Source organism: Pantoea sp. CCBC3-3-1, assembly GCF_007981265.1.
Taxonomy (GTDB): Bacteria; Pseudomonadota; Gammaproteobacteria; order Enterobacterales; family Enterobacteriaceae; genus Erwinia.
The window spans coordinates 1,863,626-1,888,383 of the sequence record NZ_CP034363.1; the positions used below are offsets into that span (position 1 = coordinate 1,863,626).

Annotated in this window: 17 protein-coding genes and 1 pseudogene; 8 read left to right on the forward strand and 10 right to left on the reverse strand. The window is 52.8% G+C overall.

What is annotated here, in order from left to right; genetic code table 11:
- Positions 1 to 51 precede the first annotated feature (51 nt).
- A complete protein-coding gene (locus EHV07_RS08910) occupies positions 52 to 1,212 on the forward strand; it encodes a type VI secretion system ImpA family N-terminal domain-containing protein (protein ID WP_147197090.1) in 1,161 nt (386 codons plus the stop codon).
- A gap of 87 nt (positions 1,213 to 1,299) precedes the next feature.
- Here EHV07_RS08910 and fumA read toward each other — a convergent pair whose 3' ends face one another.
- Both fumA and EHV07_RS08920 read right to left on the reverse strand, forming a co-directional pair.
- A complete protein-coding gene (fumA, locus tag EHV07_RS08915; protein ID WP_147197092.1) occupies positions 1,300 to 2,946 on the reverse strand; it encodes a class I fumarate hydratase FumA in 1,647 nt (548 codons plus the stop codon).
- 132 nt (positions 2,947 to 3,078) lie between these two features.
- Positions 3,079 to 4,587: an anion permease gene (locus EHV07_RS08920; protein ID WP_147197094.1), complete on the reverse strand. Its 1,509-nt coding sequence runs from the start codon at positions 4,585 to 4,587 to the stop codon at positions 3,079 to 3,081.
- Positions 4,588 to 5,180: 593 nt separating this feature from the next.
- On the opposite strand from EHV07_RS08920, the gene EHV07_RS08925 reads away from it, so the two are divergent.
- Positions 5,181 to 7,958: a flavocytochrome c gene (locus EHV07_RS08925; RefSeq protein ID WP_147197096.1), complete on the forward strand. Its 2,778-nt coding sequence runs from the start codon at positions 5,181 to 5,183 to the stop codon at positions 7,956 to 7,958.
- Between the two features lie 11 nt (positions 7,959 to 7,969).
- Positions 7,970 to 8,944, forward strand: a complete 975-nt coding sequence (locus tag EHV07_RS08930) for an FAD:protein FMN transferase (RefSeq protein WP_147197098.1) — start codon at positions 7,970 to 7,972, stop codon at positions 8,942 to 8,944.
- Here the strand turns inward: EHV07_RS08930 and dcuR are convergent.
- The 7 genes from dcuR to EHV07_RS08965 form a co-directional block, all read right to left on the reverse strand.
- Entirely contained in the window at positions 8,925 to 9,635 is a 711-nt protein-coding gene (gene dcuR, locus EHV07_RS08935; RefSeq protein ID WP_147197100.1) for a two-component system response regulator DcuR, read from the reverse strand. The genes EHV07_RS08930 and dcuR overlap by 20 nt on opposite strands.
- Entirely contained in the window at positions 9,632 to 11,266 is a 1,635-nt protein-coding gene (locus tag EHV07_RS08940) for a sensor histidine kinase (protein WP_147197102.1), read from the reverse strand. Before EHV07_RS08940 ends, dcuR begins: the two co-directional genes overlap by 4 nt.
- Before the next feature lie 149 nt (positions 11,267 to 11,415).
- Positions 11,416 to 12,510: a mechanosensitive ion channel family protein gene (locus tag EHV07_RS08945; protein ID WP_147197104.1), complete on the reverse strand. Its 1,095-nt coding sequence runs from the start codon at positions 12,508 to 12,510 to the stop codon at positions 11,416 to 11,418.
- Between the two features lie 164 nt (positions 12,511 to 12,674).
- Positions 12,675 to 13,832: a hypothetical protein gene (locus EHV07_RS08950; protein WP_147197107.1), complete on the reverse strand. Its 1,158-nt coding sequence runs from the start codon at positions 13,830 to 13,832 to the stop codon at positions 12,675 to 12,677.
- 9 nt (positions 13,833 to 13,841) lie between these two features.
- The gene (locus EHV07_RS08955; RefSeq protein ID WP_147197109.1) at positions 13,842 to 16,790 is read right to left on the reverse strand and encodes a hypothetical protein; all 2,949 of its coding nucleotides are present in this window, start codon (positions 16,788 to 16,790) and stop codon (positions 13,842 to 13,844) included.
- A 286-nt stretch (positions 16,791 to 17,076) separates the two neighbouring features.
- Positions 17,077 to 18,066, reverse strand: coding sequence for an aldo/keto reductase (locus EHV07_RS08960; protein WP_147197111.1), 990 nt, complete (start codon positions 18,064 to 18,066; stop codon positions 17,077 to 17,079).
- Between the two features lie 31 nt (positions 18,067 to 18,097).
- Positions 18,098 to 18,949, reverse strand: a complete 852-nt coding sequence (locus tag EHV07_RS08965; protein WP_147197113.1) for an aldo/keto reductase — start codon at positions 18,947 to 18,949, stop codon at positions 18,098 to 18,100.
- Between the two features lie 263 nt (positions 18,950 to 19,212).
- Between EHV07_RS08965 and EHV07_RS08970 the strand changes: the two genes are divergently transcribed.
- The 4 genes from EHV07_RS08970 (at position 19,213) to EHV07_RS08985 (ending at position 23,759) form a co-directional block, all read left to right on the forward strand.
- Complete coding sequence (locus tag EHV07_RS08970) at positions 19,213 to 20,442, forward strand: MFS transporter (protein WP_147197116.1); 1,230 nt, start codon at positions 19,213 to 19,215, stop codon at positions 20,440 to 20,442.
- Positions 20,443 to 20,468: 26 nt separating this feature from the next.
- A complete protein-coding gene (locus tag EHV07_RS08975) occupies positions 20,469 to 21,533 on the forward strand; it encodes a sugar phosphate isomerase/epimerase (protein ID WP_147197118.1) in 1,065 nt (354 codons plus the stop codon).
- Between the two features lies 1 nt (position 21,534).
- Positions 21,535 to 22,686: a Gfo/Idh/MocA family protein gene (locus EHV07_RS08980; RefSeq protein WP_147197120.1), complete on the forward strand. Its 1,152-nt coding sequence runs from the start codon at positions 21,535 to 21,537 to the stop codon at positions 22,684 to 22,686.
- Positions 22,687 to 22,778: 92 nt separating this feature from the next.
- Positions 22,779 to 23,759, forward strand: a complete 981-nt coding sequence (locus tag EHV07_RS08985; RefSeq protein ID WP_147197122.1) for a LacI family DNA-binding transcriptional regulator — start codon at positions 22,779 to 22,781, stop codon at positions 23,757 to 23,759.
- Between the two features lie 8 nt (positions 23,760 to 23,767).
- Here the strand turns inward: EHV07_RS08985 and EHV07_RS08990 are convergent.
- Positions 23,768 to 24,079, reverse strand: a pseudogene (locus EHV07_RS08990) (sugar phosphate isomerase/epimerase family protein); the annotation flags it as partial.
- Positions 24,080 to 24,303: 224 nt separating this feature from the next.
- Here EHV07_RS08990 and EHV07_RS25150 point away from each other — a divergent pair.
- Positions 24,304 to 24,492: a hypothetical protein gene (locus tag EHV07_RS25150; protein WP_371419685.1), complete on the forward strand. Its 189-nt coding sequence runs from the start codon at positions 24,304 to 24,306 to the stop codon at positions 24,490 to 24,492.
- Positions 24,493 to 24,758 lie beyond the last annotated feature (266 nt).

Consider the following 24,758-nt stretch of genomic DNA (forward strand, 5'->3'; position numbering starts at 1 on the left):
ATCAAAACGACCAGGGAAGAGTAAAGCCTCAAGTTACAGGGAAAATAACGCATGACAGCACCCATAAGTCATATCCTGCATACCGGCGGTGATCCGCGCACGCTGGCGGAATTTATCGCGCTGCGTCAGGAAATTACCCGGATGAATAACGCTGCATCAGAAGTCGACTGGCTGAGAGTGGAGCAGTTAGCCATTGCGCTGTTCAGAGAGAACGGCATGGATTTGCAAAGCGTGGCCTGGTATACGCTCGCCCGGGCCTGGCGAACCGGCCTGATGGGACTTTGTGAAGGGCTCGAGATTGCTACGGCAATGATGAAACATCAGTGGTCGACGCTCTGGCCGCACCCGTTATCGGCACGTCTGGCCATTATTACCTGGCTGAGCGCCGGCATCCAGCAGGTGCTGCCTACGCTGTCGCTTACTGAGGAAGATCTGGCGCTGCTTCAGCAGCTGCAAAATCAGCTGCAACAGAATGTTGAAACTCTGGAAAAACTGGCGCAGAAACACTTGAGCCAGCTGGATCGCTTAATTGTGCAGGTTAGCAGTATGATTGAGCAGCTTCAGAGGCCAGAATTGAAAATATCACCTGTGGCCCAACCAGAAACGGAACTTAGCACTGACGGCCCGCTACCCTTATGCAGTGGCGAAAAATTTACGCCGCTAATCTATGTGCCACATGACTTAACCTCCTCTTCAGGGCTCAACGTCAGATTCAGTTTTTGGGCGCGTAGCCAGAGGTTTTTCGCAGGCATGGTTTCGATGGCCCTGCTAAGCGGGATCATTGCGTGGGGTTATTATCTGCTTCAACCCGAGCCCGGCAAAGGAGAGAGGATCGCACTGCTCGCACAACAAATCACGCCTGAACGGGTTCATCAGTATCAAAACTGGCAGCAGATGATTGTTTCGACTGCATTACCGGTGGAACAACTGCTGCTATGGAATACGGCGCAGCTAAGGCTACAGAAACTGGCGACAATGATTAACGAGTCGGATATAAATGCAGAGACCTGCCTGTCCGTAACGGAAATAAAAGCGCAGCTTGTCACTATTCAGCAGCCTTTACAGGCGGCATTACCCGTAGAGGAGTTGCTGCGTCAGTTGGAAAAAAATAAACAGTCGCCGGTATTGCGGGGCAAAATTGACCACCGCTTACAACAGCTGATGGCGCGCTATGCATTAATTTTACAGGCTGATGAAAGGGAAGGTCAGTAAAATGACAAATCACGACTTTTACTTTTTTTGTCAAGGCAGATAAAACTATTCAGCCAGCTTCTTAATTCGAAGCTGGCTGTTATATCTTTATTTAGCGCATTTATTACACTGGTTCTGCTGGATTAACTGGAAAAAATCGTTGCCTTTATCATCAACAAGAATAAAGGCAGGGAAGTTTTCAACTTCAATTTTCCATACGGCTTCCATTCCCAGTTCCGGATATTCCACACATTCCAGACTCTTAATGCTCTGCTGTGCCAGCACCGCTGCCGGACCGCCAATGCTCCCCAGATAAAAACCCCCATGCTGATGACAGGCATCTGTAACCTGCTGGCTGCGATTTCCTTTTGCCAGCATAATCAGGCTGCCGCCATTGGCCTGTAGGCGGTCTACATAGGAGTCCATGCGGCCAGCGGTAGTCGGGCCAAGTGAGCCTGAGGCGTAACCCTCCGGTGTTTTTGCCGGACCAGCGTAATAAACAGGATGATCCTTGATGTACTGCGGTAAACCTTCGCCTTTCTCGAGACGTTCGGCCAGCTTCGCATGAGCAATATCACGCGCAACGATAATTGTGCCGCTCAGTGAAAGGCGAGTAGAAACCGGGTATGCCGACAGCTGGGCCAGGATTTCTTTCATCGGACGATTTAAATCCACCTTCAGGACGTCACCTTCCCCCTGCTGACGCAATGCCGCCGGAATGTACTGGCCGGGATTGTGCTCCAGTTTTTCAATCCAGATGCCGTCACGATTGATTTTGGCTTTGATATTTCTGTCAGCAGAGCAGGAGACGCCCATACCGATTGGGCAGGAAGCGCCATGACGGGGCAGGCGGATGACGCGAATATCGTGGGCAAAGTATTTTCCGCCGAACTGTGCGCCAAGACCCAACTGCTGTGCAGCAAGCAAGAGTTCCTCTTCAAGCTGAACATCGCGGAAAGCCTGGCCGTGCTCGTTGCCTTCACGCGGCAGCGCATCATAGTAGTGCGTTGACGCCAGCTTAACGGTTTTCAGGGTACTTTCTGCCGAGGTACCGCCAATAACAAAAGCAATATGGTAAGGCGGGCAGGCTGCGGTGCCTAATGTGCGCATTTTTTCCGTCAGGTAGTCTTTCAGCTTGCCCGGGTTGAGCAGCGCACGCGTTTCCTGGTAAAGATATGTTTTATTAGCGGAACCGCCACCTTTTGCCATGCAAAGGAATTTATATTCCTCGCCATCCACGCTGTATAAATCGATTTGTGCAGGTAAATTGGTGCCGGTATTAATCTCTTTATACATATCCAGCGCCACGTTTTGCGAGTAGCGCAGGTTATCTTCCCTGTAAGTGTTGTAGACGCCCTGTGACAGTGCCGCCTCATCACCGCCGCCGGTCCAGACGCGTTGGCCTTTTTTCCCCATAATAATGGCCGTGCCGGTATCCTGGCAGGTCGGTAAGACGCCTTTCGCGGCAATCTCTGAATTTCTCAGGAATTGCAGGGCAACATACTTGTCGTTTTCACTGGCTTCCGGATCGCTCAATATCTTAGCCACCTGCTGCTGATGGGCAGGACGCAGCATAAATGCAGCGTCATGAAAAGCCTGTTGTGCCAGCAGAGTCAACGCCTGAGGTTCAACTTTAAGTACTTCCTGGCCAGCGAACTCGGCGATGGAAACATAGTCGCTGCTCAGCAAATAGTATTCAGTATCTTCATGTTCAAGCGGGAAAGGAGACTGATAAACAAAAGGTTTGGTCGACATTTTATACTCACTTAGTGACGTAAAGCCGGGCTCCGGGCGGGGTCTGGCAAAGTGACTGCAAGGGTTGTGTTATCCAACCCGCCTGTCGCGATGTCAGGCGGGTCAGGGCAATGACTGAGGAAGTCAGTGCAATCAGAACATCATCACCATCCAGGGATAGCCAATGAGCATCAGGCCACCAAGGAAGATTGCGCCGAAGATGGTTCCCAGTCGCCAGTAATCTTTTGTGGGCAAATAGCCGCTGCCATAATAGATAGGGCTTGGACCGGTGCCGTAAGGGGTAATAATACCCATAACGCCCAGCGAGGTGACCATCATCAGGCAGTAGACCGGCATATTAATGCCCGGAATCGCTGCGGCGATAGTCAGCATGGCAGGCAGCAGCGCCGTTGTATGCGCCGTGGTGCTGGCGAACAGATAGTGCAGCAGGAAGAAAGCCACCAGCAGCATGACCGCCGCGACCTGCGGATCGATACCCGTCAGCAGCTGTCCGCCTTCTTTACCCAGCCAGGCAATAAAGCCAACGCGTGCCAGACCATCGGCCAGCGCCACCAGCGTGGCGAACCAGGCGAAAGTGTTCCAGGCCGGTTTATTGCTGGTAATGTCATTCCAGTTCAGCACGCCGGTCCACAGCATCAGAACCACGACCAGCAGGGCCGCCATAGCCGGCTCGATCCAGCTGGTAGCAAAAATCCACATCAGCAAGGCGCAGACGACAAACACCAGCAGCAAAATTTCATTACGTGAAAGCTTGCCGAGCTTTTCCAACTCGCTCTTCGCCCAGCGAGGAACTTCATCATTAATTTTCACTTCCGGAGGATAGAACCAGTAAGCCAGCAGCGGCATGGTCAGGATTAACAGCACGCCCAGCGGCAGGAAAGCCAGGAACCAGGTGCCCCATGAAATCTCGAAACCAACAATGCTTTTCACCAGCGCCAGTGCCAGCAGGTTAGGTGCCAGAGCGGACAAAAACATCGAGCTGGTGATACAGGCTGCGGTAATCGCCACCCACATCAGATAAGAACCAATTTTACGCGCGCTGGGGTCGTTAGGTTTGGAACCGTACAGCGGCGGCAGGTTGGCAATAATCGGATAGATTGTCCCGCCGCTGCGCGCGGTGTTGGACGGGGTAAACGGTGCCAGCAACAGATCGGCAAAGGTAATGGCATAACCCAGCGTCAGGCTCCGCCGCCCAAGGTATTTCACCAGAATCAGCGCCAGACGACGACCGAACTGCGTCTTGTCATAGCCCGCGGCGAACATAAATGCGCCGAAGATCAGCCAGACGGTAGAATTGCCAAAGCCACTGACCGCCCATTTAAAGGATTCGGTAGCCATCTTGAATTTAGGGTTAGCCAGCTCAGCCGGGCTAAACAGCAGCCACTGACTGAATAGCGCGATGACCACCACGCCGGTCAGACCAATTACCGCGCCGGGCAGGGGTTCGAAGATCAGCCCGACGATCACCCCAACGAAGATGGCAAAGAAATGCCAGGCGTAAGGTTCCAACCCGGCAGGCGTGGGAACCAGTAATAACAGGACCGCTACCAATACGGGCAGGAACAGCATAATCAGGCGTTTTGATCCTGAAGAAGCAACGGGCGCTTTTGGAGGTTCGCTCAAATCAGATCGTGGTTTCATAGTATGTGTCTACAAGTTGTGAGGAATAGGTTCAGGGTTCGGTTGAGTGTATGTCTTTTTATCTCTTTATTCTTTCTTCGCTAATCAACCGGACCATCTTAAACTGGTGGAAGTGTTTTTCTTGCTCTTATTTTTAACACATAATTAAGTCCCCGTGAAGATATTGCGATATGGCTTAAATATAATATTGATCTGGATCAATAAATATTTCTGAACGCATTTAATTTTAAGTAAATGTAATCTTTTTCTTTTGGTTTAATGCGGTAAAGGAGGGGTGAGAACGGCAGCTTTGGGCGCTTAATTTCCAGAAAAGGGCGAAGTTGTTTATGTAACTGTTTGTTTTTAATCTTTTTTATTTCGGTGTTAATCAAAAGTTGATTTAAGTCAACTTCTGATTAACAATAGAGTATTGTTGCGCCCAGGGCTTATGAATTAAATAAACGTAGGGTTTAAAAAGTTTAATAACTAAATTTATCGATTATAAAAATAAAGAAATTGTTATATTTGGCGTATGAAATCGGACCACTTAATTAATTGGGAAATAGCGCGTCCGCACAGAATCTAAAAATTTTTTAATTTTGGAGTTGATAATAATGAATACGCTAACCCCGATCCTTAATCCTCTGACGCTGCCAAAAGGTGCGGTGCTGAAAAACCGTTTAGTGATGGCGCCAATGACCACCTGTACCGGTTTTTACGACGGCACTGTAACCAGTGAGCTGGTGGAGTATTATCGTGACCGTGCTGGCAGCATTGGCACAGTGATCGTTGAATGCGCTTTTATTGACCCCAAAGGCCCGGCATTTCCTGGCGCGATCGGCATCGACAGCGACAACAAAATCTCAGGACTGAGTAAAATCGCCTCGGCCATTAAATCGAAAGGCTCCAAAGCGATTTTACAGATCTACCACGGCGGCAGAATGGTGGAACCCGAGCTGATTGGCGGCAGAACGCCGGTTGGGCCCAGCGCGATCGCCGCGCCGCGTGAAGGCGCCACGACACCGCAAGCGCTGACCGCTGACGAAGTCGATGTGATGATTACTAAGTTTGGTGATGCGGTTAACCGTGCCATCAAAGCCGGTTTTGACGGTGTCGAACTTCATGGCGCCAACACTTACCTGATCCAGCAGTTTTACTCTCCTAATTCCAACCAGCGTGACGATAAGTGGGGTGGCAGCCGCGACAACCGGGCGCGTTTCCCACTGGAAGTGTTAGAAATCACGCATAAAATGGCCGAACGCTTCGCAGATGCTTCATTTATTATCGGCTATCGTTTCTCACCAGAAGAGCTGGAAGTTCCCGGCATCCGTTTTGACGACACAATGTATTTGCTGGAAAAACTGGCGGCGCGTGGGCTGGATTACGTTCACTTCTCCGTTGGCCAGCTGCTGCGTCCTTCCATCGTCGAGCGTAACGATCCTACGCCGCTGATTACCAAATTCCTCGCTCAGCGTTCCGCTACGCTGGCGAAAATCCCGGTGATTGGTGTGGGTGGCGTGGTGAACAAAGCCGACGCCGAAAACGCGCTCGAACACGGTTTTGATCTGGTGGCAGTGGGTAAAGCCTGCATCGCTTACCCGGACTGGACAGACCGCATTGTTAACAACGAGCATCTTGAGCTGTTTATTGACAGCAATAAGCGTGAAGAGCTGAACATTCCTGAACCGCTGTGGCGCTTCTCGCTGGTTGACGCAATGATCCGCGATATGAGCGCGACCGGGCGCAAATACAAAGCTGGCGTGTATCAGGAAAAAGTCGAAGCCGAGGCGCTGAAGCTAAAAATCAACGTCACGCTGGATACGGACCGCATCACCGATATCATGCTGGTGCCGGACGATACGCTGGATGTCGATTTTACCACGACCTTTGAAAGCCTGCGTAGCCGCATCCTGGTGGCCAACAGCCCGCACGTTGATGCCGTCACCGGCGCAACCACACAGAGTGAAGCACTGAAAAAAGCGGTTTCGCGCGCGCTGGCCACCTCCAGTAAAGAGCAGGTCATTGATGAAGGGGGTAATCCACAAGCGCCGCAAAACTACGATGTGGTCGTGGTGGGCAGCGGTGGCGCAGGCCTGGCCGCCGCGATTCAGGCGCACGACGAAGGTGCCCGCGTGGTGATTATTGAGAAGATGCCGACCATTGGCGGCAACACCATTAAAGCCTCGGTAGGGATGAACGCGGCGGAAACCCGTTTCCAGAAGCTGAAAGGCATTGTCGACAGCAAAGAGCTGTTCTATCAGGAAACGCTGAAAGGCGGCCAGTTCAAAAACAATCCCGTGCTGCTGAAAGAGTTTGTTGAGCTGGCACCCGAAGCGATTGAATGGCTGGCGGCCAAAGATATTGAACTGAACGACATCACCATTACCGGCGGCATGAGCATTGACCGCACCCACCGTCCGGCCGATCGCTCAGCGGTTGGCGGCTTTTTGATCAGTGGACTGGTAAAAAATATTAACAAGCGTGAAATTGAAGTGCTGCTGGAGACCTCGGTTGCAGAAATCATTTTTGAAAACGGTGCGGTAACGGGCGTTAAAGTGGTTGATGAATACAACGACAGCCGCATTCTTAACGCGAAAAGCGTGATTGTTGCCACCGGCGGTTTCAGCGCCAATCGTGAAATGGTGGTGAAATATCGCCCCGAGCTGGACGGCTTTGTGACGACTAACCATAAAGGCGCAACCGGCAGCGGTATCGCCATGCTGCAAAACATTGGCGCGGACACGGTCGATATGGGCGAGATCCAGATTCACCCGACCGTAGAACAAACCACGTCTTATCTGATCTCTGAAGCGATTCGTGGTGGCGGTGCAATCCTGGTCAGTCAGGAAGGGAATCGCTTCTTTAACGAAATGGAAACCCGTGACAAAGTCTCTGCCGCCATTATCGCGCTGCCGGAAAAAAGCGCCTGGGTGATTTTTGATGAACAGGTAAGAAAAAACAACAAGGCGGCAGATGAGTATATTGCCAAAGGCTTTGTGGTCAGTGCGCCTTCACCGCAGGAGCTTGCCACCAGGCTAAATATGAATTTCCATACGCTGCTGGCGACGCTGGAACGCTACAATCTGTTCGTTGATAAACAGGAAGATGAAGACTTCGGTCGTAAAACCGCGCTGCGTCACCCGCTCAATCAGGGACCGTTCTATGCCATCCGTATCGCGCCGGGCGTGCATCACACCATGGGCGGCGTCACTATCAATGCCGATACCGCCGTGCTGGATGCGCAAAAACAGGTCATCAGCGGTGCCTGGGCGGCTGGCGAAGTGGTTGGCGGTATTCACGGCGCGAACCGCATTGGCGGCAACGCGGTGGCCGATATCATTATCTTCGGCACGCTGGCAGGCCATAACGCAGCCGCTCACGCGCTGCGTTAACGAGGCGAACCATGGTTCAGGAGCAGGTTTCTTATTCGGCGGTCCTGATGGGATCGCCAATCCTTCTCAAACTGTTTGTTGATGACCAGGCCCTTGCTGCACAGGTGTTTCGTCTGATCAAACATCAGGAAAATCTGCTGACCGTGAACCGGGCGGAGTCTGAAGTGATGGCCGTTAACCATGCCGCAGGCCAGCAGGCAGTCAGCGTCTGCGCGCCGGTTTTCCAGCTAATTAAGCAGGCGAAAGCCGTTAGTCAGCTGAACGGCTGCTTTAATTTTACCATTGGGCCGATAGTCAAACGCTGGAAGATCGGTTTTCAGGGCAACAGCGTGCCGCCCGCAGCAGAACTGCAACGCCTGCTAACGCTAACGGATCCGGCCGATGTGCAGCTGGATGAGCAGGCGCAGACGGTATTTCTGCGTAAAGCAGGGATGGAAATCGATCTGGGCGCGATAGCCAAGGGCTATATCGCCGATGTGGTCAGGGATTTTTTACGTCAGCAGGGCGTGACGCGGGCGCTGATTAATCTGGGTGGTAATGTTCAGACGCTGGGCGCGCCGGATGAGGCAGGGCAGGGTTGGGCGATTGGCTTGCAGCAACCCTTCGCCGGGCCGGATGCGTTGATTGGCGTCATCCACGTCAGCAGTAAATCGGTGGTGACCTCTGGCGTCTATGAACGCTATTTCGAGCTGAACGGACGCCGCTATCATCATATTCTCGATCCCGCTACCGGCTATCCGCTGGATAACGAACTGCTTAGCGTCACCGTGATTTGTGAGCACTCGATAGACGGCGACATCTTTACCACGCTGCTGTACGGCATGGGTGTCCGGCAAGGTCTGGCTTACCTGGGCCAGAACCCGCAGATTGAAGCTATTTTTGTTACCAAAGACCGTCAGGTGATTTGTTCCTCACGGCGGCAGTTCAGCTTCCAACTGTTACACCAGGATTACCGGCTTAATGCAGTTACTGACAGTACTGCTTGAGTAACGCGCTGTATTCCGGCTGTAACCGGTAACGATAGACCGGACGGCCCGTCGCACCGTAGTGAATGCTGGTAAATAAAATATGGATCTGCGCCAGCCAGATAAGGTATTTACGGCAGGAAACGCGCGAGATATTAACTGCGGCAGCCAGTTCATCGGTTGAAAACTCTTCTGCCGGGTGCGCATCAATCCACTGGCACAGCGTACGCAGCGTTTGCGGCGTCAGGCCTTTCGGCAGCCGTTTATTATCGCTGACCGTATTGTCGCCATGGATCAGTCGGTCAACGTCCGCCTGCTGATAATATTGCTGGTTATCCATCAACAATTTTTTTTGCCGCCAGCCGGTCAGCGCTTCTTCAAAGCGTGAAAACTGGAATGGCTTAATCAAATAATCGACCACGCCATAATGCAGCGACTGCTTAATGGTGCTGGCATCCGCCGCTGAAGAAATGACAATCACATCGATAGCACGCTTTGCCGCGCGCAGCTCCGGCAGCAAATCCAGTCCGTTATCCTGCTGCATATAAATATCCAGCAAAATCAGGTCGACATTGCCATGCTGCACCCACTCTTTGGCCTGCTGCAAAGTCGACGCGACGCCGCAGCAGGTAAATCCCTCCAGCTGGCTGATGTAGACGCGGTTTAGCTCGGCCACCATGGCATCATCATCGACGACTAAAACATTGATCATGCGATTTTACTTTCTCCATCCCAGGGCAGTTGGACAAAAAATTGGGTATAAACATCGGGTTCGGACTCTACAGCAATTTTTCCGCCAAGGCTTTCGGTTTGTTGTCTGGCAAGGAATAACCCCACCCCTCGATTATCGCCCTTCGACGAGAAACCTTTATCAAAGATAGCATCAAGCCGCTCGGCAGGAATACCCGGCCCGTCATCGCTTACCACGCAGGCGAGAGAACCGTTCTGATAATGCAGAAGCACGGTAATTTCACCTTCGGATTCGCCGGCGGCATCCAGGGCGTTTTCAATCAGGTTACCCAGCACGGTAATCAGCGTTGCCACCTGCTGTTCACTGCCGCTGTCGGGCAAATCGCTGTCTTCATTGATGGTCAACCGGTGGCCCAGATCCGAGGCCCGATTGATCTTACTCAACAGAAAGCCCGCAATCACCGGCGATTTGATCCGCAGCAGCAGCGAGCCAATTTCATTCTGATATTTACTGGCCGTTTTCAAAATATAGTCTTCCAGCCTGGCATAACTTTTCATATGCAGCAGGCCAAGAATAACGTGCAGCTTGTTCATAAATTCGTGAGAGCGCTCGCGTAATGCATCGGCGTAATTCACCATGCCGTCGAGTCGCAGCATCAGCTGACTCACTTCGGTTTTGTCACGGAAGGTACAGATAGCGCCAATAATAACGTCGTTGCTTTTCACCGGCATGGTGTTGCTGATCAGAACCCGGCCTTTGAAGTTGATCTCGACGTCCCGTTTCGGCACGCCGTCGGCTAACACCTCCCGTAAATGGGTCAGCAGAGGCGCGGCCCGGTCGATCATATCGCTGCTGTTGCCGTTTAGCGCCTGCTGCGCGCCGGTTTCCAAAAACAGCTGGCGGGCGGCCCGGTTAGTCAGCGTCACCTGCGCGCGATCGTTAACGGCAATCACCCCTTCCTTAATGGATTGCAGCATCGCCTGGCGCTGCTCAAAGAGAGTGGAGATTTCATAGGGCTCCAGCCCAAACAGAATACGCCTTAAGGCTTTTACCAGACACCAGGTGCCGATCGCTCCGGCGACAAGACCAAATAACACCGTCCAGAGAATGTACCAGCGGCTCTTGTTGATTTGATGCGTAACTTCGCTTAATGAGATGCCGATAGCCACCACGCCGATTTGCCGATGCTGCTCATCGTAGACCGGGGTGAATACCCGCAGGGCTTCAGCGAGCTGGCCGCGATTTATCGCGACGTTTTCCTTTCCGGCCAGCGCAGGTTGCAGATCGTCACCAATAAAATGCTGACTAATTGCCTTTTTATTGGGGTGTGAAAAGCGGATGCCCTGCATATCGGTGACCACCACGAACAGCAGGTCATTACTTTGCTGAACGGCCTGCGTCAGAGGCTGAATGATATTGCTGTCAGAAGGCAAGCGCAGGCCGCGTTGTATTTCCGCCGAATCAGCCAGGGTGCGTGCCACCGCCAGCGCTTTATCCCTGACGCCGTCGCGGGTGATCTGACTGATCTGTAAAAAGTAGAACAGATGGACAACCAGTAATACCGCAGCAATCGCTGCGCTGACCATCAAACTGACGGAAGTACTCAATTTCATCGGGCGTTTCCGCCGCCGATTGCGTTGCAAGTCGCTCATTATCACTCCATGAATAATCAGGCCGATTCTTTGCTGACACTGTTTTCAGTGAGCCGATAATATAGCGCGAAGGCGCTTGCGGATCAGATTTAATTCCACAAGCGCCCGGCCTTTTTAACCACCTGTTGGCTTAGCGTAACTGCCGATGATTACATTTCCACGCTTTCGACCGGCACGGGGGAGGTAAAGGTCACAAGGCGATGCGGACACGCCAGTCCGATGCCGGTTTCTTCCAGATATTCCTTGATACGGATATTAATTTCCTGCTGGATATCCATATACTGATTGTAATCAGAAAACTTAAGAATATGCACCACTTCAAACATAATGCGGTCCGCTTCAAAAGAAGCCAGATGTGCACGGTCGAACTGGGTTTTCTCAATCTTGTTAATGACACCTTCGATCATCGGGCCAATCTGACGTAATTTTTCTGCGGGCGTCGCCAGCGGCACGCCGAAATTAAAGACAATCCTGCGCGTTTGCATCCTTTTATAATTATGAATAGTTTGCTGAAGCAGAATAGCGTTAGCGCAAACGATCTGCTCTCCGCTCAGGCTGCGGATGCGCGTTGTTTTTAAGCCAATATGTTCAATGGTTCCGGCAACGTCGTTAAACACCACAAAGTCGCCAATTTCAAAAGGTTTATCAATGCCTATCGAGAGCGAGGCAAACAGATCGCTAAGCACGGTTTGTACAGCCAGCGCAATGGCAATCCCCCCCACGCCAAGGCTCGCGACCAGCGCGGTAATATTTACGCCCGCGTTAGCCAGAATCGACAGTATCATTACCGACCAGACAAGGGCACGACACAATAATCCCAGAATAATCGTGGTAACGGGATTACGGTGATGATCGGGGCCTGAAAGCGTGAGGGAGTAGCGTAGCCATGACTGTACGGCCTGATCCAGCCACAAGGCAATCTGTATTGCCACCACCAGGAACCAGGCGTGCGGAATACTGCCGCTGACCCGGCCGGGTAAAACAATAAATTGCAGGCTAAATAAAAAAGAAGCGAAAAGAATTAACATAACGCGTGTTCTTTTTAATACGTCGAGAAACACTTTGTGCGCGACGCGGTTATCGTTATTGGTTGCCCAATAGGCCACGCGCTTTTGCAGTATAGAGATAAGTTTAGTGATGATGAAAAAAGTAACGGCAGTAATAACCACTACCAGCAGGATGTTTCCCCAGAATGTGAATGATGTTATCAATCTCAAATAATCAGCATGAAAGAGTTCCTTCACGTCGCCCCCTTTGTTTTTTGTGGAAATACAGCCTGTTAAGTATAGTACAAAAAAGTGAGGGTTATTATCCTGGAATGACAGGTGAAGTTTTTTTAAATTATAAATAAGATGAAGTTTAATTAAAAATGACAATAACCTCACGTGGAGTAATATAGAGACCATTCTCACCTGACCGTAGCCAGGCTGCCCATATTATTTGCGGAACTCAGGATGTTATGTGCGGTGCGCATAAGTGCGGGAAGGGTGTTGGAGAGGGCGGCGATAACGGCGCCCATCTCCAGCGCGGTGGCTTCGGCAGTGGCCGCCAGCGCAAGGTTGCTGAGCAGAGCCGAAGCGGCACCGGCTACCACCGGTGCGAGAAAAATGGCCAGCGCCACGACGGCGACGGCGGTTACGCCAACGGCCAGGTAGCCGAGCATTCTTTTCAGGTCGGCGGAATTATCACGCCAGTACTGGTGATAATCGCCCAGCGGCAGCAGCTCCAGACGGGTTTCCCTTTTTTTTTGTTCCTCCAGCCATTTTGTTAGCTTCTCGAAAACCTCAACCGGCACGGGCGCGCCCCTGACGGCTTCATGATAGCTATAGAGGATCAGGCCACGGGCAGGCGAAGCGGGATCTTCCAGCTGGAAGTTGCCAATCGGCATCGGCCGATAATTGTAGGTCGGCCCGAAACAAATCCAGCGGTATTTAAACGATGCTATCGCCGTGCCGGGCTGGGGAAAAATGGGCACAATCATCAGTTCTGGCGGAATAATCCATGGTGCACCGTTGGCGATGAACGCTTTTGGTGCTGAGCTGTTCAACGCCAGACCGCTTAACCAGTCATCAACGAAGGTTTTTACCGGCCCGCGCAGCAGCGCCAGCTTGGGTTCCAGATCGCCTTTAATGGTGTTTTCCGCCTGATCGACCGTACTCACTTCCAGTAACTCACAAACGATAGTGGCCTGATAATTATCCAGCGCCAGTCCCAGTACGTCAGGCCGCAAAGCACGGCCTTCGGTCAGTTCAGCGGGCGGTCTGCCTTTCGCGATCAGGTCTCTGTTTCTTTTGTTTTTTGCATAGTAGTTTCGCAGCTCTTTAACAATGATCGCCAGCGCACGATCGGTAAACGCCTGGCCGGTGCCGACCAGCCGAATATCCGATTCCGGGTAGATTTCTCCCCCGGGATAGCGGCGGCGAAAATCGTTGCGATACAGCGCGGCGGCATAGCACTGGGCCAGCCAGGGGATTGCGGTACGTGGCGGCACTTTGACCCGGTTGCCGCCGCATAAAACATCAAATTCAGTCGTGCTGAGCACGCCGCCATCAGGATGTTCACTCACAGCGCCGCCTTAAATCGTCAGGGGAAAGGCAGGTAATGCGGCATCGCTTTGCAGCCATACCAGCGTCGTCGGCAGCGTAAAATCCCAGCCGTTTTGCGCTTTCGGCTCGACCGCTTGTGCGCCGTAGAGATCGTCGGTGCGCTTACGGATCTCATTAACGATGGATTTATATTCGGGATCGTCAAGCGTCGGCGGCTCGCCGCCCAGCCACAGTTTGCTTTCCAGCGGGAGCCCCGGCTGGCTGTTTTTTTGCAGGAAAAAGAGTACCGCCGCGCTGTACTCTAAAGGAACCGGCACGATAACGCGCGCAGCGCCAGCTTGCAGAAAGCTGGCGAAAAGCGCATCGCTGTCGGTCAGATTACTGACCCCGACCCAGTTTTTTTTGCGTCCCCAAAAATAGGGATAATAGAGCCAGGTCAGCTGTGGCCAGTCAAACGCCTGTTCAAAAAACTGGATATAACGGCCTTCTTTTAAGGCTTCCAGCGGCTTCATTTCCGGCAAATCTTTCGGCTGATCCTCAGGGCTGGTCATGGCGTCAAACTGATTAAAATGCTGGCCGGTCATCATCGTAATGCAGAGCTTTTTCAGTTCGCATTTCTCAATTTCCAGATTAGCTGCCGGGTTGCGCCCTTCGATAATGACCGCATCTGCCGCTGCCTGAGCCTGGGTGACTTTTTGATCGTAAGCGGTTTTCAATGCCTGCCAGGCGGTATAAATCGCGGCGAAAGAAGTGGACTGCCACTTTTGATATTTTTCAGGCGTGCGGATGCAGTTTGCCGCCACGTTCACGGCATAGGCATTCACATCGTAGCCTGCCACACTCAGCGGCACGATGCCTGTCGGGGCCAGCGCTTCTCCGCTGAGCGTCATGTAATCAAGCGGATTCATCCCTCTCTCAATGTGGCTGGCGTGGTAGGTGTGGGTATTATTTAAAACATGCCAGCCCCATTCGCCAAATTGCAGAATAAACTGCGGATAATTATGCCAGGTTACGGCGGCAGTGACGGTAAACATCTGGAGCTGATAGCCATCGGCGATCACCAGATCCTTCACCGATTTAGAAACGGTTGCGCCGTCCTGAATACCGCTCTGATCGATGGAGGTGCCAACATAGGTCCAGGCGGGAGGCGGGGGTTCAACAGTGGCGTTGTAGCGGCTGGCGAAAATCTGGTAATTGTTTTCGGTAATATCTTCCGCTGTCAGTTCATGCCCGTTGAGATCGAGAAAAGGCACCGGTGGCGTCAGTCCGGCAACCTCGACAGCCTGTTTACGCTGTGAAGCGCGGTAGTAGGCTGCCGGTTCCGGCAGAATAAACTCCAGCATCAGCCGTCGCCCGTAATTATAAATCTGCGCGTGATACTGCTTATCCACCCAACGGTAAACGCCGGTAATGTGTTGGTCTCCGTCCTTATTATCAATACCGTGTTTGTTAGTCTCTTCCACTTCATGAAAGGTTTTATCGGTGCGCTCGGTTTTGATTTTCTTTTCTATTTTGCTGATTGACCGGTCGATGACCTCATGGGCGAAAGTACTGCTGTTTTTTGTCGACTCCTCGCTGGCGGTCTTATAGGCGAAATCGCCCTGAGCGGTAATTTTCACTGGCCCATAGCCGCCCGTTACCGTTACCCCGGCGCTGACGCTCATCTCTTCTTTGACGGTCTTTTCAGCCTCTTTTTTCAGCTCAAAACGGTCGGTAGACTGCGTGTCACGTTCCACGCTTTGGTTATCTTCCGTTGAGCTGAACAGAATCGTTTCGGTGCGATCAAGCATGCGATGAGTACGTTCGCGAAACTCACCTTTCAACACGTTTTCAATGTGTGCGACTTCGCCAGGCTGATAGGCGATTAGCTGCTGTTTTACGACCAGAAGATCGCCAATGCCCAGCGGCGTGAGTTTACCGGACATATCAACATCTGCCGCCGATTCTGCCTGACCCGCAAAAATTACCGGGGAATCGGCGGGGATCAGTTTGCCGATTTCGGTTAGCTGGTATTCCTGAACCAGCGTTTTAAGCGACGCGCTGGCAGGAAGCAGTGCCAGCTGACGATTTAGTTTTTGCAGATGATTTTTTAAGATGGTATGGGCCTGTGGCAGGCTGCTGCTGTCATTCAACGTCAGTCGTTTCATCAACGAGCGTGCCTGAACAGGCGTTTGCAGGCCCATGACTTCACCAAAGCGTACCTGATTAGAAAGCATCAGCCGCTGGCTGCCGTTAGTCACTTCGCTGCTGGTCTGACGTACCGGCAACCGGCTACCGCTGTCGCCCTCGGTGAGCGAAAGCAGGCGCTGGGTGGTGGCATATTCCTCAAACAGCGGACGCAGTCTGGCTTGTTCCGCGCTGGCCAGCTGTTCAGCCGCCAGCTTTCGCTCTTCCGCTGCATGATGATCTGTTGTCTCCGATGCAGGCGTAAAAGCACTTAAGCCTGGCGGGATGAGCGGACTTGCCTGTAATGCCGCACGCGCTGAAGCGACGTCCGGCAGCTTGTCTTGCTGACGCAGACGCAAATAGTGCAGCAGACGCAGAGCATCCATGGCTATCGGCAGACGTTTACCCGCATCCGGGCCACTCATCCAGGCGGCATACAGCAGATCGAAGGCGTTAGCCGACTGTTCTTCGATATCCTTATCGGACTTGTCGTCGGTAGTTGGCGGTGCGTCAGGGTCGTCTTCCTGCGGCGGTAGCGGTTCCTCTGCCGGACGAGCGCGGTAGGCTGCCAGCAGTTCATCGCGCCGATCGCTTAAGGGTTGTAGCGCCTTGATGTCTCCAGCCTGATAAAACGCTAATGCCTGAGCAGGCGTTGCCAGTTTGCGCGCCAGCCCATTCAGCGTGCGCTCACCGAAAGAAGTGTTAAGCCGGGTATCGTGAATAAAGTGCAGATCGGTTTGCGCGTCGGTAATCAGGTCGGCAGGCCTGACCGCCACGAATTTGAAAACGTCTGTAATGACAGGGTCGGTCATACCGATACCTCACAGAAAAAAGGGAAGGTGTCCCTGGCTCTGCGGCCGCGATTTAAGGCTAGCAGGGGGAAACGTCTTTGCCTGCGGTGCGCTTAACAATCATTACATAACGTTATTATTACGATTTGCAAAAAAGGCGAGGGGCGTGGTCATGGACAGAAGGCAGGTTTGTTTCGGGTGAGAAAAGATATTTTGCAGGCGGGCGGTAACGACGTCTGAAACGCGAAGTCAGCTTGTGCAACGCCTCCTGAAAATGGCCTGCGGCTGCCCGCAAGCCAGAAAGGTCTTAACGCCCAACGCGGGCCTGTAATGACGCCGGATAACGGTCGCCAACAATTTTCACCGTTTCGAGCGCCTGGCTGATTTTGCGCAAGTCATCGGCGGCAAGCGTGATATTTGCCGCATGCAGGTTCTCCTCCAGACGATGCAGTTTAGTGGTGCCAGGAATAGGCACAATCCACGGTTTCTTTGCCAGCAGCCAGGCCAGGGCAATTTGCGCCGGCGTCACGCCTCTTTCAGCGGCGAGATCGGTCAGCAGCGCCACCAGTTTTTCGTTGGCTTCAATCGCTTCAGCGGCAAAGCGCGGGACTTTACTGCGGAAATCATCTTCGCCGAAAATCGTGCCCGCGTTGATCGCGCCGGTCAGAAAACCTTTGCCCAGCGGGCTGAAAGGAACAAACCCGATCCCCAGCTCTTCCAGCATCGGCATGATTTCCTGCTCAGGCTCGCGCCACCACAGGGAGTATTCGCTTTGCAGCGCGGCGACGGGCTGTACCGCATGCGCGCGGCGGACGGTTTGTGCACCTGCTTCAGACAGGCCAAAGTGTTTAACCTTACCTTCGGCAATCAGATCTTTTACCACGCCGGCCACGTCTTCAATGGGCACCTCAGGATCGACACGGTGCTGATAAAGCAGATCGATAACCTCGGTTTTGAGACGACGCAGTGAGCCTTCCACCGCTGCACGAATATGCTCCGGTCGGCTGTTCAGGATCTGCTGCTTGTTATCGTCACCAAAGGTAAAGCCAAATTTGGTGGCAATCACCACCCGGTCGCGGAAGGGTTTTAAGGCTTCGCCGACAACGTCTTCATTCAGATAGGGGCCATACACCTCGGCCGTATCGAAAAGTGTCACGCCGCGTTCAACCGCAGCACGAATTAATTCTACGGCCTGACGGGTATCCGTCGCCGGCCCGTAGCCGTGGCTCAGCCCCATACAGCCCAGACCTATTGCTGAGACTTCAAGGCCGGAATGACCGAGATAGCGTTTTTGCATTGCTAAGTTCCTCGCGGTTTAGGTTAAAGGATCAGACATCCAGCTTGCGGCCGGTCAGCCACTCCACCCTCGCGGGATCGCGATGAGAGAAGAAGGCGCTGGTCGCCGTGTCCAGCGCGGTGATGCGCGTTAACTCTTCACTGCTAAGTTCAAAGTCCATAATGTTGATGTTCTCTTCCATGCGCGCTTTACGGACTGTTTTCGCCAGCGACACAATGCCGCGCTGATAAATCCAGCGCAGGACAACCTGACCGATGCTTTTGCCGTGCTTTTCACCGATGCTGGCTAATAGCGGATGCTGGAACAGACCGTTTTTACCTTCTGCAAAGGGCGCCCAGGCTTCCGGCTGAATGCCACGGCTCTGCATCCACGGCACGGCGTGCAGCTGCTGGTTAAATGGGTTTACTTCGATCTGGTTTACGGCGGGGACGATACGATTAAAGGCCATCAGGTCAGCCAGCCTGTCCGGCTGGAAATTGCTGACGCCAATCGCCCGAATTTTTCCCGCCTGATGCAGCTCTTCCATCGCACGCCAGGCACCGTGAACATCGCCATAGGGCTGGTGGATCAGATAGAGATCGACATGATCCAGCTGCAGGCGGTTCAGTGAACGCTCAAACTGCGCTTTCGCGCCTTCGTAGCTGGCGTCCTGCAACCAGAGTTTGGTCGTGATAAACAGATCTTCACGCGCCACGCCGCTCTGTTTAAGCGCATTTCCCACCTGCGTTTCGTTCTGATAAGAGGCCGCGGTATCAATTAAGCGATAGCCGGTTTCAATCGCGTCAATCACCGCGCGTTCGCATTCGCTGGCATCCGTCATCTGGAAGACGCCGAAGCCCAGCAGGGGCATGTCAATACCGTTGTTTAGTTTTGTCGTTTGCACGGGAGTGTCCTCGAAAGTGATCGCTGAAAAGCATAGCGCAGGGCGATTGGATTGATTAGAGGGCCTAATACGCTAGCGGCCATGAACAGCATTCATTAATAGTCCGTCAGGGAAGAGGTTATCGGTCAGTGAGTTAATTACTTTTCGCTCAGGCGTGGCGCAAATCATTTACGAAGTGTGATCCAGACAAAAGATCGCTTTTTTGTAATCGATTACTTTTAAATTATCTACAATGTAATCGATTACTTTTTCTGGAGGTAGTTATGGTCTCTCCAACACAAGGATCTGCACAGCTGGCAGTCCAGCCCAGATTGCTGGTGCCGCGTCTTGCTTTAATGATGTTTGTGCAGTTTTTTATCTGGGGAAGTTGGTCCGTCACTCTGGGGCTGGTGATGACGCAACATAATATGTCACTGCTGATCGGGGATGCCTTTTCGGCAGGGCCTGTCGCGTCGATTCTGTCACCCTTTGTGCTGGGGATGTTAGTCGACCGCTTCTTTCCATCACAGAAGGTGATGGCGGTAATGAACCTCGCTGGCGCGGTGATCCTCTGGTTTGTTCCTCAGGCGTTAGCCAGTGAAAACGGCGCGCTGCTGATCGCTTTGCTGTTCGGCTATACCTTATGCTTTATGCCCACGCTTGCGCTTAGCAATAACATCGCTTTTCACAGCCTTGTCAGCAGCGATAAAAGCTTTCCGGTAGTGCGTGTGTTTGGCACCATCGGCTGGATTGCCGCCGGGATCTTTATCGGCGTAACCGGTATATCAGCCAGTGCATCCGTGTTTATGGTTGCGGCGGCCTGTTCGGTTTTGCTGGCTCTCTACAGCCTGACGTTGCCACATACTCCGGCACCGGCTAAAGGCATGCCGTTCCGTCCGCGCGATCTGTTCTGCGCCGATGCTTTCGCGCTGCTGAAAATCCGTCATTTCTTTATCTTCTCGCTGTGCGCCATGCTGATTTCCATCCCGCTCGGCACCTACTACGCCTATACCGCCTCGTGGCTGGCGGATGCGGGCGTTGAAAATGTCAGTACAGTGATGTCGTTTGGTCAGATGTCCGAAATCTTCTTCATGCTGGTGATCCCGCTGCTGTTTCGTCGGCTTGGCGTTAAATACATGCTGCTGGCGGGCATGTGCGCCTGGTTTCTGCGCTATGTCTTTTTCGCGCTGGGAATGGGCGACGAGAGCCGGACGCTGATCTACATGGGAATTTTACTGCACGGTATCTGCTACGACTTTTTCTTCGTCGTGGGGTTTATTTACACCGACCGCATTGCCGGAGAAAAGGTGAAAGGGCAGGCGCAGAGCATGATTGTGATGTTCACCTACGGAATCGGCATGCTGCTTGGATCGCAGATTTCCGGCGCGCTTTACAACCTTCTGGTCGCCGGACAGGCGACCGCGCAGAACTGGGCAATTTTCTGGTGGATCCCGGCCGTGGCTGCGGCGGCGATCGCCATTTTGTTCCTCTTTTCTTTCAGATATCGGGACTGAGGCAATTTTTTTGAACGGAGGTGGACGTGAAAACGTTAAAAGGACCGGGTATTTTCCTGTCGCAGTTTATTGGTCAGCAAGCGCCGTTTAACTCGCTGGAAGGGCTGGCGCAATGGTCATCCGGGTTGGGTTATAAAGCGTTACAGATCCCCTGTAATCATCCGGCGATTTTCGATCTTGAGCGTGCTGCGACAAGCCAGACTTACTGTGATGAGGTGGGCGGACTGCTGGCAAACTATGGGCTGGAAGTCAGTGAACTGTCGACGCATCTGGAGGGACAGCTGGTTGCCGTGCATCCGGCTCACGATGCGGCATTTGATGGCTTTGCCCCGCAAGCCCTGAGGGGGGATCCGGCTAAGCGCACCGAATGGGCCATCAACCGGGTAAAACTGGCGGCAGCGGCATCGGCGAAGCTGGGGCTGAAGGCGCACGCCACCTTTTCCGGCTCGTTGGCCTGGCCCTATCTCTACCCCTGGCCGCCGCATAACCCACAGCTGCTCAACGAAGCCTTTGCCGAGCTGGCGCGTCGCTGGCAGCCACTACTTAATGAGTTTGATCGCCACGGCGTGGATCTTTGTTATGAAATTCATCCGGGTGAAGATTTGCACGACGGCGTCACTTTCGAACGTTTTCTGGCGCTGGTGGATAACCATCCACGCTGCAACATCCTGTACGATCCCAGCCATCTTCATCTGCAACACATTGATTATTTACAGTATATCGACATTTATCATCAGCGGATTAAAGCTTTTCATGTGAAGGATGCTGAGTATTTGCCCAACGGACGCAGCGGCGTCTACGGCGGCTATCAACGCTGGCTGGAGCGGGCCGGACGTTTTCGCTCGCCAGGCGATGGCCAGGTTGATTTCAAAGGTATTTTCAGCAGGCTGGCGCAGTATGATTACGACGGCTGGGCGGTGCTGGAATGGGAATGCTGTTTGAAAGAGAGCGAGACCGGGGCGCGGGAGGGCGCTGAATTTATTCGGCACCATATTATCCCCGTTGCTGAACGCAACTTTGATGATTTTGCCGCGCAGAGCGATTCGCAGGCAACTGTACGTGCGCAGTTAGGTTTGGATAAAGGGGTCTGAGATGATCAACGTGGGAATTATCGGCACCGGGTTTATTGGTCCGGCACACATTGAGGCACTGCGGCGACTTGGCAATATCAACATTGTGGCGATTTGTGGTGCGACTCAGCGCTCTGCGCAGCAGGATGCGGCAAAACTAAACGTGCCTTTTGCTTTTAGCAACGTGGCGGCGTTTTTGCAGCATAACGGGCTGGATGTGATCCATAACTGCACGCCGAACCATCTGCATGCTGAAATCAACCGGCAAATCCTTCGTGCCGGCAAGCATGTTTTTTCCGAAAAGCCATTATGCCTGTCGATGGAGGAAGCCCGTGAGCTGGTTGAACGGGCTGAACAGGCTGGGGTAGTCCATGGCGTCAGCTTTGTTTATCGCCAGTTCGCGATGGTGCAGCAGGCGGCGAGCATGATGAGAAACGGCGAGGCGGGACGTCTGTTTTCAGCGCAGGGCGGTTATTTACAGGACTGGATGCTGGAAGAAACGGATTACAACTGGCGGGTTGATGCGGATAAAGGCGGCGTTTCCCGCGCGGTAGCAGATATTGGCTCGCATTGGTGCGACACCGTGCAGTTTGTGACGGGTAAAAAAATCGTTGCCGTCATGGCCGATCTTGCCACGGTCTGGCCAACACGCAAAGCCAGCGTGAGCGGAAGCGCCACCTTCGGCGCTCAGCATGCAGAAACGCATTATGAAGCCCGTGACGTTACCACGGAAGATATGGGGTTTGTGCTGTTCCGTTTTGATGATGGCAGCAAAGGCTGCTTTAGCGTATCGCAGGTCTCCGCCGGGCGTAAAAATCGTCTCAGCTTTGAGCTGAATGGCAGCAATGCTTCGGTTGCCTGGGATCAGGAAACGCCTCAGCAGCTGTGGATCGGCCACCGGCATCAGCCTAATCAAATTTTCACCGATGATCCTTCCCTGTTAAACCGCGACGTTGCCGGGCAGGCACGTTTTCCCGGTGGTCATATTGAGGGCTGGCCCGATGCGTTTCGCAATATGATGCAGAAGTTTTATCAGGCGGTAGAGCAGGGTAAACCGCCTCTGCGAGGAGAGGCCAGCTTCGCGACCTTTTACGAAGGTGCGCAGGTTATGTCGATTGTCGATGCGATTGTAACCAGTCATCACCAGCAACGTTGGGTAAACGTCTTGCCTTAAGTACCTGCCCGGCTGATGCCGGGCTAACTTATTGGATCGGGGGATTTTATGGTAATCTGCCTTATTCAATTGCTTGCAGGAAACGCAACTTCATGTCCATTCAAAAAATCGCCCGTCTGGCGGGCGTGTCGGTCGCAACGGTTTCTCGGGTGCTGAACAACAGCGATTCCGTGAAGGAAAAAAACCGTGAAAAAGTCCTGCAAGCCATCAATGAAAGTAACTATCAGCCTAATCTTTTAGCCCGACAGCTGCGCACGGCGCGCAGCTCAATGGTGCTGGTTATGGTGTCGGATATTTCCAATCCGTTTTGTGCTGAAGTGGTCAAAGGCATTGAAGAGCAGGCCGAAAAAAACGGTTATCGCATTTTGCTCTGTAATTCCGGGTCAGATATCGAACGCTCACGTTCCAGCCTGCAACTGCTCGCGGGCAAAATGGTGGATGGCATCATCACCATGGACGCCTTCAGTAAACTCCCTGAGCTGACCCGGCTGATTGGCGCGACGCCGTGGGTACAGTGTGCGGAATATGCCGATGCCGGCGAGATTTCCTGCGTGGGGATCAGTGATGCTGAGGCTTCCCAGGAGATGGTGCGCTATCTGGCAGGAAAAGGACGCCAGCGGATTGCGCTGATTAATCACGATCTTAGCTATAAATATGCGCAGCTACGTCTGCAAGGTTATCAGCAGGCGCTCGGTCAGCTGCAGCTCGGCTGGCAGGCGCTGAGCTATGCCAGCGAACTGAGTTTTAGCGCGGGCAAACACGCTATGCAGGCACTTTTACAGGGCGGGGAGAGACCGGATGCGGTGTTCGCCGTTTCGGACGTGCTGGCGGCTGGCGCGATGTCGGCTATCCAGGAAGCCGGGCTGAACGTGCCGCAGGACATTGCCGTGGCGGGGTTTGACGGCACCGACCTTGCGGAAATGGTCTCGCCGCCGCTGACGACGCTTTCTCAACCATCACGTGATATTGGCCGCCAGGCATTTACGCTGCTGCGGCATAAAATTGATCATCCTGCCTCGGCGGCGCAGCGGGTGATGATGAGCTGGCAGTTAATCCAACGTGCCAGCGCCTGAGCCGTAAATCAGTTTGCCAGCTTGTTGAGCGCCGCGCTCAGATTACGATGAGAGGTGGTAATAATGCTCCAGGCATCTTTGGGCTTATCGTGTTCGATAATAAACCACTTCACGCCGCTCTCTTTTGCCGCAGGCAGAATAGCTTGCCAGTCCAGCAATCCTTCGCCCAGCGGCGCAAAGTTCATTTCATCATCGCGAATGCCAATTGATGCGTTATCTTTCGCATGAATAGCATAAACACGGCCCGGGTATTTTTTCAGGAAGCGTACCGGATCCTGACCCCCGTGTGAAACCCAGGCGGCATCCATTTCCAGCAATACTTTAGACTCGAGCAGCTCAGCCTGATCCTGTCCTGGAAGCTAAATAACACAGCATGCTCTGGCAGAGGACTCAGAAATAGAATGCGAGTGGTGTTTAACTATGATGGAACGCTTTTAATGAAAAAAGACGAAATACTTAAAACCAGCGATGGCATGCCTGTGTAGCCTACACCTGGCAGGAGACAACAGAAAAACTTCACCTCTTAACTGACAAGCTGCACAGCCTGAATGAGAAGCGGGGACAATCCATGACCGTTAGCGAATTGAAGTCAGCAGTATTGGCTATCATTCAGACGCTTCATCATTATCTCCCGTTGAAGCTCAACTGCGGCAGCTCCATAAACAACGAGCCTGGAATGCTTCTGCGGCAACGCCCCAGTTCCAGACGGAATGACATCTTAAGCAACGGGTAGCCAGCTATTATTTGCTGAAACCTGGCGCCAATTGATAGCTGTTGCCGGAGAATGATTTTATCTTCTTGCTGCCAGCCCGATTAACCAGAGCAATTTGAGATTGGGTTGGGCGCAGGTTAAAGGATTTCATTTTCGCTGTGACTTAAATACAGGCTATCAATCATTTAAATGAAACGATACTTAAAATCTATAAAAAAACGGAGTACTATGATCCGCAAATTACGGCCTGCACGCAAGTCAGGCGCTCACACGCAAGTTAATAAACT